The 13,468-nt window shown below is 58.6% G+C and carries 7 protein-coding genes; 4 read left to right on the top strand and 3 right to left on the bottom strand.

The features are described 5' to 3' along the window. The first annotated feature begins 102 nt into the window (after positions 1-102). On the top strand, positions 103-630 hold the full coding sequence (locus tag FJ145_01265; protein ID MBM4260052.1) for a methyltransferase domain-containing protein: 528 nt from the start codon (positions 103-105) through the stop codon (positions 628-630). A 1,050-nt stretch (positions 631-1,680) separates the two neighbouring features. Here FJ145_01265 and FJ145_01260 read toward each other — a convergent pair. The 3 genes from FJ145_01260 to FJ145_01250 all read right to left on the bottom strand — a co-directional run bounded on the left by FJ145_01260 (position 1,681) and on the right by FJ145_01250 (position 5,473). Further along, on the bottom strand, positions 1,681-2,658 hold the full coding sequence (locus FJ145_01260; GenBank protein MBM4260051.1) for an ABC transporter substrate-binding protein: 978 nt from the start codon (positions 2,656-2,658) through the stop codon (positions 1,681-1,683). Between the two features lie 4 nt (positions 2,659-2,662). Beyond that, complete coding sequence (locus FJ145_01255) at positions 2,663-4,336, bottom strand: adenylate/guanylate cyclase domain-containing protein (GenBank protein MBM4260050.1); 1,674 nt, start codon at positions 4,334-4,336, stop codon at positions 2,663-2,665. Between the two features lie 162 nt (positions 4,337-4,498). Beyond that, positions 4,499-5,473, bottom strand: coding sequence for an ABC transporter substrate-binding protein (locus tag FJ145_01250; protein ID MBM4260049.1), 975 nt, complete (start codon positions 5,471-5,473; stop codon positions 4,499-4,501). A gap of 452 nt (positions 5,474-5,925) precedes the next feature. Between FJ145_01250 and FJ145_01245 the strand changes: the two genes are divergently transcribed. The 3 genes from FJ145_01245 (at position 5,926) to FJ145_01235 (ending at position 13,367) form a co-directional block, all read left to right on the top strand. Beyond that, a complete protein-coding gene (locus FJ145_01245) occupies positions 5,926-6,609 on the top strand; it encodes a class II aldolase/adducin family protein (GenBank protein MBM4260048.1) in 684 nt (227 codons plus the stop codon). Positions 6,610-6,758: 149 nt separating this feature from the next. Continuing rightward, the gene (locus FJ145_01240) at positions 6,759-7,781 is read left to right on the top strand and encodes an isocitrate lyase/PEP mutase family protein (protein ID MBM4260047.1); all 1,023 of its coding nucleotides are present in this window, start codon (positions 6,759-6,761) and stop codon (positions 7,779-7,781) included. Between the two features lie 141 nt (positions 7,782-7,922). Then, positions 7,923-13,367, top strand: a complete 5,445-nt coding sequence (locus tag FJ145_01235; protein MBM4260046.1) for a CHAT domain-containing protein — start codon at positions 7,923-7,925, stop codon at positions 13,365-13,367. Positions 13,368-13,468 lie beyond the last annotated feature (101 nt).

Raw genomic sequence — 13,468 nt, 5'->3', positions numbered from 1 at the left:
CCGTTCAAGAGCGAAATTTTCGGCCCAACTTTAGAAAGTGAATTGACAAGGGGGCTCTCGTATACAAAGCGGATGGGAATACGTCGACAGTCGAACTAACGAATGGTCAGCAAGAGTCCAAAAATTACTTCCGCAAGTTTGTCTCGATTTGACGATCCTCCGTCGAGCGGCGACATCGACTTTTCCCCTGAAACCCAGATCGGCTTTTGGTTTCTCGGCACCCGAACCTGGACGCATCACGTGCAGGCGTTGACCCTGACAAATTTTGAGAAACTGATTCCCGAACGCCGGCGCTCTTATTCGGTAGTGTTTGACGCGGGCTGCGGTCAGGGCAATGCGTTTCGACTTTTGATCGAGCGCTTTGCGCCGAATCGTTTAATTGCCATGGATGCCGAAGAGAAATGCATTCGTCAAGCGGCGCGCGCTGCGGCGCAGGAGGCTGCGGCTATCGAGGTCGAGCAGGGCGACAGGCAGTGTGAGTGCAGCGATGGGTTACGTCGTCACATCGACCGAGATCGGAAAGTGGTCCGAAGCGTGCTTGTACTTGTCGTAAATCGTGCTGCCGTCGGGCAGCTTGATGTGCACTTGGCCGCCGGTGACCCATGGGTTGGCTTGGTTGCGCGAATATAAAATGTGGTCGATCCACTCCTTTTGGTAGACGCCTTCGAAAATCGGATCTCTGAAGCTGGTGGTGTGAATGCCGGAGAAATCCAGTTCTTCTTTGGCTTTTGGTTTCAAAGTGTCGAACAGGGCGTTGCCCAAGCAGGCCTGGGGATTCCAGATGGTGCCCATGAGTCGTTCGACACCACTGCCGAACAGCCGGCGCTCGCTCGCGTCGAGCCCCGGCCCGTCGTTGATGTCGCCGCAAACGATCAACGGTTTGGCGGCGGTGGCGGCCTCGGTCAAAAATGGATCGAGAAATTTCGTGCGGATTTGGGTTGCTTGGGCGAGAATTTTCTTGCGATTGGCGTCGGCGGTGTCCCACCACTTGCTCCACTCCAGCGCGTCGAAGATGCCTTTGCTCTTGAGATGGACGCCGAAGATCGTGCACGACTTGCCGCCCAGCGGAGAAACCTCGGCGAGCAGGGGACGGCGCTCGAATTTATGCTGTTCTTTGATGTCGTCGCTGTCAGTGTCGACCATGAAGGGGTTAAAGCGGCTGTCATCGACGGTGTCGCGGAAGGTGACGGCCGGATCGGCAAATTTTCCCGTATCGGTGCGCACCGCGATGGCCAAGTTTTGCGATCGGGCGGGGCTGCGCTGGAGTTCGATTTTCCAAGTGCCGGGCACGTCCGTGGTAAAGAAGAGCACCAACTCTTCTTTGCGCGACGGCCCTTCGCACATGACGACGACGTCGGGCGCCAGATCTTTCAAGACTCCGGAGAGATGTTCGCGGCGTAGTTTGATTGTCGCGCCTTTGCCGCCATGGGCAGGCTTCTCATTGTCGAGACGATAGGCCGCCGGTCCATTGCCGGCGACAAACAAGTCGTTCATCCACTCGACGTTCCAGCACAAGAATTTGATGGTGGCCATTGGGTCTCCCGAGAAATCACTGCGGTACTCGCCGTTTGCGGGCGCGATAAATCGCGCTCGTACATTAGAAGAATTCTTTTTGCGCTTTTTGCGGTTAAATCTATTGCCCAATCCGGTTGTGGCTGAGCCCGCGCGAAGTTTTGTGCATCAATCCGATTCATTCTCCAAAAGGTTCAACGTTTCGGGTGCGAACAGCTCGGCGACGTCAAACTTGCGCGGCGACAAGCCCTGCTCATATGAATAAAGCGTTGCAGCTTCCAGCGTCGGCAAATTCGCCTTCACGCCATAGGGGTAAATGTCGTGGCCGAAATTTTTGCGGGCATATTCAATGTCCAAATCTTGCCAGGGCATGGGGCAGAGTCCCTCTTCGAGACGCTCAAGCGCTTGCTCCTTGGCGGCGTGCAAAGCTTGGGTGAGGACCGTGGCGAGCCACGGATTCTGCTCATAGAGCGAGCGCTTGATGACTACGGTGTGCATGATCGGAAATATCTTGGTCTTGCGGTAGTACAGAGCTTCGGTGCCGCGCACATCGGGAAACAAGCGGGCGATCTGCGGCGAGCCTTCTCTAAACCCACGTGGCGGTTGGGTGAGCGCAACCGCGTCGAGCAAACCCACTTCCAGCATGTCGTCGAGGGTATTCTCGGGATCGATGCTGTCGATCTTGATGCCGGGCGGGTAGCGGATCGCATAGTGCTCCTTGCGGCGGCGGAACCAGTGAATATCCTCGGGTGCGACACCGTACTCATGTTGCAACAGGCCGCGCACAAACAGCAGCGCGGTCATCGAGTAGTCGGCGATGCCGACGCGCTTGCCTTTTAAGTCCTCCGGTTTTTCGATGCTTGAGTGGGTGTTGATCCAAATATACGAATGGCGGAACATACGCGACGGAAAAACTGGCAGAGCGATAAATCGTTTGTCATCGTTGCCGAGGGCAATCAAATAGTTCGACAGCGACATTTCCGAGACGTCAAATTCCTCTTGGTTCAACATGCGTAAAAAGATCTGCGACGGCGGCGAGATGTGCACACATTTTAACTCGACCCCGTCGAGGGTAACGCTGCCATCGGCGAGTGCGCGGGTGTGATCGTAGTTTTGGCAGGCAAAGGTCAATAAGAGTTTGACCACGAAACTATCCCTCCTTTGATGTAGGCATCCACGCCGGCACATCGGCGACGACGTAGATGCTGGTAGCCTCGTTGTGATTCCTCACGTTTAGTTCATGGCGCGGCAGCTTTGCAACCTCCACGCCGGCGTGGCGGGCGACCTGCTCGGAGATCACCAGCTGACAGGCGTACTCTTTGGTCAAATCTTGCAGCCGGCTGGCGACGTTCACCGTGTCGCCGATGGCGGTCAGATGCACGGTGGCGCCGTAGCCCATGCGGCCGACGACGGCGGGCCCGTGATGAATGCCGATACCGATGCGCAGCGGCTCGTGCAGTTCGCCGGAGAGGTTTTTGTTAAGAGTCTCGATGCCGAGACACATCTGTTTGGCGGCGGCGAGAGCTTGGCGGCAGCCTTCGGCGGAGTTGGTTTCCAGGCCGAATAGAGCCATCACGCCGTCGCCGATGAATTTGTCGACGACGCCGCCGGCGCCGGTGACCGCCTCACCGGCCACTTTGAAGTAGCTATTTAAGATAAACACAAGATCGTAGGGCAGTTTGCGCTCGGCCAGGCCGGTAAACGTGCGCAGATCGGCGAACAAGACAGCGATGTTGCGTTCTTCACCGGCGGCGTAGCCAGGCTGGTTCAAGTGGCTGGCCACGTGATCCGCCGACGCAATCAGCGGCGCCACGGCGAGATCGGCGGTCGGGCGCAGCTGGCAAGCGAGGCGTACATTGAGCGGTGCACCAACGCGCTGTAGCACGCGCTGCTCGGCGGGTTTGGCCGGCGGCAACAAATCGGCGCCGGCCATGACGCGCACGCGGCAGGTCGAGCAGCGGCCGCGGCCGCCGCAAATGGAAGTATGCGGTATGTTCCAAAGGCGGCTGGCTTCGAGCACGGTGAGACCGCGCGGCACGGCGACTTCAACGCCGCTGGGGTAGCTGATCTTGATGCGGTGGCGGCGTTGATAGAGTTGGCGCACCAGTCTAGCGGCAAGAACCAGCACGAGGAGCGCAACGAACCCCTGCAGCAGCCACTCGCGCGTGGCGATCAGCGAAGCGCGTGCCGCGCCGCGCGGCGCGTTGGCGGCTTGCAAGGTCTTGTCGATCCACTCGGGGTCGCGCGCGATGAAATCGGAGACTTGCTTGCCCGCATCGGCAAAGCCCAGCAGCGCCAGCAGTGGCAGCAGCAGGGCACCGATCAAAAAACCGGTCTTGTATCTGCCATACCATCGGTGCAGCCGCAGCCAATAGTGCAGACCGATGCAGCCGTGCAGCCAGGCGATAATCAACACGCTCTCCTGGAGCAGACCGGCCCAAGGGTCGGCGTGCCAGAGCGTCAGGACGATGGATGCGTAGGAATCATTGACGGCATACCATTCGTGCGCCAGTCGCGTGAAAACGACGTGGATGATGAGCAAAATCGGAATGGTCAAACCGAGGGCAAGCTGAAGCGCTTCGGTCAAAGGCATGCGCAAATGTTGGCGCTGATAGAGTGCGTAAAACGCCAGGCCCAGATGCGTTAGCAACGCGCCGTAAAGCGCAGTAGTGCCGAGCCAGTTGCGCCACAGCGCCAAAAACCACACGCGCCCGGCCTCCATGGCGTCGAGCGAGATCAAGCCGAGCGTATGATTCAACAAATGAGTCGTTAGGTAGGTAAACAGGATGACGCCGGTGACGAGGCGGAGCTGGCGGATGTTCATGGGATCTTGGGGAAGCTCGACATCAGTTTCGCGCTCAGAGGACTGTCATTTGCTCACTAGTAGGTTGCTGAAAAATTCTTCGGAGCCCTTCGACTGAGGTCAGGGCGAACGGATCGAAGATTGAAATCGCTGAGTAAAGTCCGTTCATGCTGCTACAGAACCCTAGCGGCCCCAAAGCGATCGGTAAAAACCCTCGTTGATCAGCTCCTGCACTAAACTGTTGTCGTAGAACTGCTCGGCGCTGGATGACTTCGCTTGCGGATTTTTCGGCGCTTCTTGATCGAGCACGACCTGCACGCCTTCGCGTTTTACCAGCGGGATTTTTTCGGTGAAATCGTAGGCGTATTGCACGCTACCTTCGAGGGCGCCGGGGTCGTCGATTTTGACGTACTTGCGCAGGATTTTTTTCGATTCTTCTTTGTGCTGATACATGTAATGAACCGAGCGGCCGTAGCCGCGCAGAAACGCTTTAGCATCGGCGCGCCGCTCGCGCATGAAGCGGCGCGAGGTTGAGATGCCGGCGATGACAAAATAGATGCCCTCATTGGCCAGGTTGGCGAGAATTTTGTTGCCCCTTTGCTCGGCGACGTAGGACATCGGCGAAGAGATCGGCGCGGCGCTGATGGCGTTGCTGTTCAACGCGGCAGCGAGCTCCGGCATGCCGCCGATCTGCAAAATGTTAACGTCGCGGCCCGGCTGCAATTTATTTTTCTGCAAGTACTCGCGCATGGCGAAGTCCGACGACGAGCCGAGCCGCGTGACGCCAACGCGTTTGCCCTTCAGGTCCTGCACCGTGGCAACTTCCGGGCGCGCCATGATGTAGAACGCCGTGGTGTTGATGAGCGCGCCCATCAAAACCAAGTCGCCGCCTTGGAGCCCGCTTTGGACAACGGTGGTGCTGTTCACCGTGGAGATGTGCACTTCGCGCGCAAACATGGCTTGGCCCATGGTCGACGACGTTGGGATGTAGACGAGCTGGACATCGATGCCGTCTTTTTTATACAGGCCGGCTTCTTTGCCAATCCACAGTGGCAAGAACACCGATGTGATAGACGAGTAGCCAAAAACCACCGGTTGGGCGCGGACGGTTTCCGCAAGCGCCAACCAGCAAAGCAGTGTTATCGCGGCGATCTTCATCGTCGCCTCTCATTATCTTTGGTGAAAGGAAATGTCCAGCCTAATTTCCGTTGAAGAAACCCTGGGGCTGGCGTATGGAGATGAAACGGTTGCACGGTTTAGGGGTCTTGCATGGATCTCGAACAGCTCAAAGAAGGTTTCGGGCACGGAGGTTTCGGATAGAGCGTGGGAGTATTTCAGCAGCCGGGCGGAACAAAATTATGAAACGCGGAAAACGGAAAGCGCAAACGGACCCCGCGCTTGACGGCTTTGTAGGGTAGGTTGAGGCGATAGCCGATACCCACCGAGGGGGGAGATGATAGGTATCGCTCTCGCTCAACCCATCCTACGCAGCTTGACAGAAGTTATGGGTTAGGATTACTCACGACAGAGACACGGAGAACACAGAGAAACTTTCTTTTCCCATCTCTGTGGCCTCCTGTGCCTCTGTGGTGAAAAAATTTGGAGGTCTTATGGCACTCAAACACGCCGAGCTACGCCAAGCGGTGATCGACAACGCCAACTTTCTCGTGCGCATGGGCGCGTTTTCCATGAGCCATCACGGCAACTTTAGTGTGCGCGTGCCCAATACCGACACGATTTTGCTGACCGCGTCGAGCTCCTTCGACAGTTTGAAGCCGGAAAATCTCGCGCTGCTCGACCTCGACGGCAAACTGGTCGAAGGCGAGATCAACCCGACCAACGCGGAGATCGTGCACATGCACGCGATCGTCTACAAAGAACGGCCCGAAACCGGCGCGGTGGTGCACACGCATTCGACCTATGCGACCAGCTTCGCCTTGGCGAGCAAGGCGCTCGGTTGCTCCTCCGAAGCGCTGGTGCGCAACGAAATGACCGGCGGCGTGCCGCTTGCGAAGTATGGTCCGCGCGGCTCCAAAGAGTCGGTCAACTATATCGCCGATGCACTCCGGTCGACGAAAAACACTAAGTGTGTGTTATTGGAGAACCATGGCGTGCTCGCTTTTGGCGCCAACCCGACGGCGGCAGCGCGGGCCAATCTAATCGTCGAAGAGGCGGCGCAGATGGCGATTTTCGCCGAAGTGTTGGGCGGCGCTAAACTGATCCCGCCGGAGCTGTTAAAAGCGACGGTGGGGCGGAGAGATGAGTTCGCCAAGGCTGGCGTGCAGCGCGCTTGATTTCCGCACCGCGAATCTTATTCCTTCCCCCGCCTCGGGGTTAGGATGGGGGCCGCAAGGTAGCGGAGATTTGGCCCCCACCTTGGTGCTCCCCGAAGGGAGACTGTTTCGCAATTGTCATTTTGAGCCGAAGGCGAAGAATCTGCTGCATGCAAATGCGCGAAAAAGCAGATCCTTCGCTTGCGCTCAGGATGACAAACCCGGGAATTTTGCGCATTACGACACAGTCTCAGGCGGGGGAGGAAACACCAGATAGGTGGAGAGAAATCTCTATAATAGAATTGAACGAGTCACAGAAAGGACAAAATAAAATGGCAACGGCAGCAGAAAAAAGAGCAAAACTAAAACAGATGGTGCAACAACAAGTCTGTCATATCGCGCCGAGTTGCAGCGATGGCATTCAAGCCCGTCTCGTCGAGTGGCTGAAGTTTCCCCTCGTGCATATCTCCGGCAGCGGGCAGCATCGCTCGCTCGGCTTCGCCGACGCCGGCATGCTGACGCTTACCGAAATGGTCAACAAGGCGCGCGAGATTTGCGACGCGGTCGATATTCCCGTCGTGAGCGACGCCGAAACCGGCTACGGCAATCCGGTCAACACCGTGCGCACCATGCGTGAAATGGAAAAAGCTGGCGTTGCGGCGGTGCACATCGAAGACCAGTTGACGCCGAAGCGCGCCGGCCATGAAGGGTTCGATGTTAGCTTGATCTCGCGTGAAGAATTCGTTGCCAAGATCAAGGCCGCCTGCGACACGCGCCAGGATAAAAACTTAGTCATCATCGCGCGCTCGGAAGCAAAAGACTCCCTGCAGGAGCGGGTTGAGCGCGTTGCGCTCTGCTGCGAAGCTGGCGCCGACGCTGTCTGGGTCAGCGCGCGCACGGAAGAAGAGATTCGCGCCTTCGCTAAAATCGGCAAGCCGATGTGCGGCGTGCCGCCGCGCGGCCTCATGCCGATCTCGCGCTACGGCGAGTTGGGCGGCCGCATCGGCTGCATCCCCACGGTGCTGCAGGTGGCAGCGCTGCACGGAATGCGCATGGCGCTTGAAGAGCTGCGCGACAAGGGCACGGAGGCGGGCTATTTCAAAAGCACGCCCGGCATCGAAGACACGCGCAAGTGGTACGCCAACTTGGGCAATGACGAATTGAAAGCGCTGGAAGCGAAGTACAAATACTAATCATAAATCCAAACTGTCCGATGTAGGGGCGACCGGCTGGTCGCCCTTGCATTTTTCACGACCGAGATTGCCGCAAGCGGTGAAAGTGGACAGCAAAGTAATGGCTGCAAAGAAAGTGCGAGTGGAGGACATGAGCGGTGCATGCCATGCGCGCTCAGCGAATGTCAATGGATGGGCCCCAAACCGTTGCGTGTCCAGCGGAGGATCGGTTATGGTCGCGGTCGAGGTTTCCCCAGGCCCGCGAAAAGGAGTTCACCACGCATGGCTGAAGCGAGAAAACCGCAAGAGCGAAAGCTGCACATCCCTGGCACACCGATCAGCGAGCCAACACTGCAACCCCAGGTTATCAAGATTAAGCAGCAGCGCTCTTTTGCCATCGGCGCACAGCGCGGCGAGCAGGCCAAAGGCGTTGAGATTTCAACGGCACGCGACGAGGTCGTCGAGATCGAATTGACCGATGGCTCCCGTTTCTGGACCACCCGCGGGCGCTTGTGCGAAGAGGTGCTGCCCGACACCACGCACAGGGGCGCTGATGGGGCGTTGGTCATCCCGCCGAGCCTGCCGCTGCGCACTCCTGCGCGTGGCGTGATCGGCAGCCTGGCGATCAAAGCCTTGCGATTCTTCGACATCGACGTGCCCAAGCTCGCCGCGGGAAAAATTGCCGCCCTCGTCGAAAAACACCAGCTCAAAAAACCCGGCGAGTTGTTTCGCTGCGACACGAAAGACCAGTTCGATCTCATATCGGCAGGCGCAATCCCGCACGATCGGCCGATTTTATTGTTCTTGCATGGTGCGGCCTCATCGACGGCAGGAAGTTTTGGCAAGCTCTGGGACAGCGGTGACATCCGGGCGGGCTTGTTCGAACGCTACGGTGGCAATGTGTTCGCCTTCGAGCATCAGACAATGTCGAAAAGCCCCATCGACAATGCGATCGAGTTGCTCGGCAAATTACCGAAGAACGCCCAGCTCCATATAATCTCACATTCGCGCGGCGGCTTGGTCGGAGAGCTGCTGTGCCGCGCCAGCATCGCCGGCGGGCGCGAGCCCTTCGATAAAACCGATTTGCAATTTTTCAATAAAAACGACCCGGAGGGCGAGCGCGGCGATCTCGATAAACTTAACAAGCTGCTCAAGTCACAGGCGCCGCGGGTCGAGCGCTTCGTGCGCGTCGCCTGCCCGGCGCGCGGCACGACGCTCGCCTCCGAAAGACTCGACCTCTATCTGTCGGTCGTCTTCAATCTGATTGAAAAAATTCCAGTGCTGCAGACCGCCATCGATGTTTTTAGCGAATTGATCATGGCGATCGCCAAGGAGCGCGCCGAGCCCGATGTGCTGCCGGGCCTCGAAGCGATGATTCCCAACTCGCCATTGATTCGTTTGCTGAACCGGCCGGATGCCAGCGTCGCCGGCGAGCTGCGCGTGATCGCCGGGGACATCGAGGGTGAAAATCTTGCGTCGACTCTGGGCGCGTTGGTTACCGACCCGCTTTATTTGGGCGATCACGACTTGGTGGTCGACACGCCGGCCATGTTCGGCGGCGCGGAGCGCGCCGAGGGCGCGGCAAAATTTTCTTTGCACCAGGGTTCCCAGGTGTCGCACTTCCGCTACTTCGCCAACCAGGACAGCGCCACGAAATTGCTGCGCGCCATCGCGCGCAAAGACAAGGCCGACGACGGCTTCAACGACTTTCGCGTGCACGATCCGGACACCGCGCTGCCGGTCTACAAGCGCGACGACGGGCAACCCAGGCCGGTGGTTTTTCTCCTGCCGGGTATCATGGGCAGCCATCTTGCCGTCGGTAAAGATCGCATTTGGATCGATCCGGTTGACCTCGCGTTGGGCGGGCTCTCGCGGCTGAAGATCGATGCCAAAGGTGTCATCGCCGAAGCGCCGGTGGGGCTCGCCTACGGCGATTTCATCAAGTTTCTCAGCCACAGTCATGAGGTTGTGCCGTTCCCGTATGATTGGCGCATCTCGCTTCTGGAGGAAGCCGCGCGTTTGGCCGACGCCCTCAAAAAGAAGCTCGACGAAACTGAAGAGCGCAATCATCCCGTCACGATCGTCGCCCATTCCATGGGTGGGCTGCTCGCCCGCACGATGATCGCGCAGCATCGCGAGACGTGGGAGCGCATGTGCAAACACAAAGACGCGCGCTTGATCATGCTCGGCACGCCCAATGGCGGCTCGTTTATCGTGCCGCTCGTATTCACTGCCCGCGAATCGATGGTCAAGCAGCTTGCCATGCTCGATCTAAGCAATGATCAAACCGATTTGCTCGACGTGCTGCGCTTCTATCCCGGGCTCGCGCAGATGATGCCGGCGGGCGAAACCAGCATGGATTTTTTCGCGTCCGGAACTTGGAATGATCTGCGCGCGGCGGACGAGAAGAGCCGTAAATGGACGCCGCCGGTAAAAGAGGTTCTGGACGCGGGCCGCGTCCTGCGCAATCTCCTCGACAACAAAGAAACTGTCGTGCCGGAGCGCATGCTCTACGTTGCCGGCCATGCGCAAGCGACGCCGATGGCGATGAAGATCGTCAGCGATGTAGCGGGCCAGAAACACATTTCAGTCGAAGCGACGCCCGACGGCGACGGCCGGGTACCGTGGTCGACGGGACGGCTGCCTGAAGTGAAGACCTGGTACATGGAGGCGGCGCACGGCGACTTGTGCGACCATGAGCCAGCGTTTCAAGCATTAAAGGATCTGATCGAATCCGGTCAGACCGATAAGCTGCCCATGAGTGCGCCGACCAGCCGTGGCGTGCCGGCGAGCTTCGAGCTGCGCGAAGAGAGATCGCCAATGCATCCCGATGGCGAGACCCTGATTCGCAGCGCGCTGGGCAAGCAGCGCAAGGTTTGCGGCAAAGAGTTGCCGAGAGCGCAAGTGACCGTCGTCCACAGCAACTTGGGCTTTGCCCGCCATCCGGTCATGGTCGGGCACTACGAAGGCGATACCATCGTCAGCGCCGAGGCGCATCTCGATCGTTCACTCGACGGGCGCTTGCGCGAGCGCCTGCGCCTAGGGCTCTACGCTGGACCCGTGGACAGCGAAATCGTGCTGTTAAATCCGGCGGCCCGGCCAAGGGGCGCCGTCATTATCGGACTCGGGCAGGTCGGCAAACTTTCTCCCGGCGGCCTGGGGCGGGCGGTGTCGCGCGGCGCGCGCGCCTACGCGGTGGCGGTGGCGGAGGACAAGCAGCAACTGCGGCAAAACAATCTCAAATTGAGCGCGCTCCTGATCGGCACCGGCGCTGGCGGAGTTTCGATCGATGACGCGGTGGCGGCGATCCTGCGCGGCGTCGCCAACGCCAACGAAGCGCTGACGGCGAATCAAGAAAGAAATTCCCTCTACATTGACGAGCTGGAGATCATCGAGCTTTACGAGGACCGGGCGATCCAGGCGGTGCGCGCGCTACGGCGCATGAGCAACGATACCGATCTGGCGCGCCGCTTCGAAATCGACCGTAACCTGGTGGTCATTCCGCGCAGCGGGAGACGCCGCCGCGTCAGCTTTGGCGAAGACCCCGGCTGGTGGCAGCGGCTGCAGATCGTCGAAGATGACCAATGCCGCCTGGCTTATCACCTGCTGACCGACCGAGCGCGCACCCAGGCTTACCTGCAACCTACGCAGCGAAAAATTGTCGACGGTTTTATTGAAGAGGCGGTTAGTCATACGAGCACCGATCCGGCGGTGGCGGTGACGCTGTTCGAAATGTTGGTGCCAAACGAATTAAAACAACGCGCTCCCGAACAGCAAAACATGGTGCTCATTCTAAACGACGCGGCAGCGCGCTATCCCTGGGAACTTATGCAGGAGCGCCATCCCAACAATCGCAATGGCGCGCTGGAGGCGCCCAAGCCTTTGTCGGTGCAAGCCGGCATGCTGCGTCAATTGCAATCAAGCCAGTTTCGCGAGCGCGTGTTGACAGCGCAGGGCCAGAAAGCCTTGGTGGTGGGCGATCCGCCGAGCGCCTTTGTCGCTTTGCCCGGCGCGGTTGACGAAGCCATGAGTGTTGCTGCGCAACTGAAAAAAGTAGGCTACGAGGTTGCCGAGGTCATTCGCGCCCTGGACGCCGTCACGGCCGACGATGACAAGCCTAAAGAGCTCGCCGAAGAGATACTCAAAAAGCTCTACGCCGACGATTACCGCATTGTTCATCTTGCCGGCCACGGCGTTTACGAATTCGTCATGGACGCTGAAAAAGAACAAGATCCATGCAAAAAGTCCGAAAAAATCAGCGGCATGGTGATCGGCACGAACGAATTTCTCACGGCCGCGGTGATTCGTCAGATGCGGGTTGTTCCCGAGCTGGTGTTTGTTAACTGCTGTCATCTTGGCAAGACCGAAAGCAAGCCCGCGGATATCAACTTTCCCGGCCTCGCGGCCAACCTTGCCACCGAGCTGATTCGCATGGGCGTGCGCGCCGTCGTTGCGGCCGGCTGGGCGGTGGATGATGAGGCGGCGCAAAAATTCGCCGAGATCTTTTACAGCGTATTTCTATCGGGGACCGCCTTCGGCGCCGCCGTGCACAAGGCGCGCCGTGAAATCTTTGACGCCTACCGCGACGTCAACACCTGGGGCGCCTATCAATGCTACGGCGATCCGTCCTTCAGCCTGGCGAGCACTGACGGTCGCACTGGCGCTGGACAGAGCGACAGCAGCTACGCCTCGGTCAGCGAAGTGCTCGTCGAGTTGGAAAACATCGCTGAAGACGCCGCCACCGCATCCGCGAGTCAAGTCGCGGACATCCAGCAACGGGTCGACGGCATCCGTGCCAAGACTCCTGCGAATTGGATCGATCGAGGCGATGTTCAAGCCTGCATGGGCAGAGCCTACGGCGAGTTGAGCGCGTTTAAAACCGCGATCGAGTGGTACGAGAAAAGCCTGGGTGCCGAAGAGGCTCGTGCGCCGATCGCTGTGTTTGAACAGTTGTGTAGTCTTCTGGTCCGTAGTGCACGGGAACTAGACGACACGAAAGCGAAACAAGCAATAGAGGATGCGAAATCACGCGTCGATGCGCTGATCAAGCTATTCGGAGACAGCGGCGAGCGCCGTAGTCTACTCGGCAGCGCCGCGAAACGGGAAGCGCGACTGGCGACGACGCGCGCTGCCAAGGCCAAAAGCGTCGCCGAAATGCGCGACCATTACGAGCGGGCCTACAAGCTTAAGTCGAAGGAAGGCAAGACAATCGAGGTCTATCCTCTCAACAATTGGCTCGCCGGTGAAATTCTTCTAAGCAAGCTTCAAGGGGGCAGACCCAGTCTTCGGTCTGTGCACGAAAAACTTGCGCAAGCGGAGGCCGAGGCAAGCAAACGAAACCAGTCAAATCCCAATGGCTGGGATGCAGTTTCCGCCGTCGATGCCAAGCTGTTGCGGTGTCTCGCGGACAACAATTTATCTTCCCAGGTCGATGACATCGTCGAAGGTTATCTCGAAGCCAGGCAAGGCGCATCGCCGCGCGAGTTTCGCTCAGTACTTGACCAGCTCGAATTTCTGCAGGACACCGTCGCTGTGGCCAGCGCATCACCAGCCAACCGCCGCGCGAAATCGGCCCTGGAGAAAATCATTGAACGAATCACGAAATGAGCCGTTGCATGCAGCGCATCTGATCGAAACTTGTAAAGTTCGCTACGCTGCGTATGAATCGGCGACATAACAACCGCAACTGCACCAATATAGGAGGTGTC

This window comes from Deltaproteobacteria bacterium (assembly GCA_016874755.1).
Taxonomy (GTDB): domain Bacteria; phylum Desulfobacterota; class Binatia; order UBA9968; family UBA9968; genus DP-20.
Note: the sequence above shows the minus strand (reverse complement) of the source record. Positions and strands in the feature narration are given on the sequence as shown.

Bases quoted from the DNA above. Each gene is read 5' to 3' on its own strand.
- FJ145_01265 (MBM4260052.1), top strand. From the start codon at position 103: ATGGTCAGCAAGAGTCCAAAAATTACTTCCGCAAGTTTGTCTCGATTT.
- FJ145_01255 (MBM4260050.1), bottom strand. From the start codon at position 4,336: ATGAACATCCGCCAGCTCCGCCTCGTCACCGGCGTCATCCTGTTTACC.
- FJ145_01250 (MBM4260049.1), bottom strand. From the start codon at position 5,473: ATGAAGATCGCCGCGATAACACTGCTTTGCTGGTTGGCGCTTGCGGAA.
- FJ145_01245 (MBM4260048.1), top strand. From the start codon at position 5,926: ATGGCACTCAAACACGCCGAGCTACGCCAAGCGGTGATCGACAACGCC.
- FJ145_01240 (MBM4260047.1), top strand. From the start codon at position 6,759: ATGCAAATGCGCGAAAAAGCAGATCCTTCGCTTGCGCTCAGGATGACA.
- FJ145_01235 (MBM4260046.1), top strand. From the start codon at position 7,923: ATGCCATGCGCGCTCAGCGAATGTCAATGGATGGGCCCCAAACCGTTG.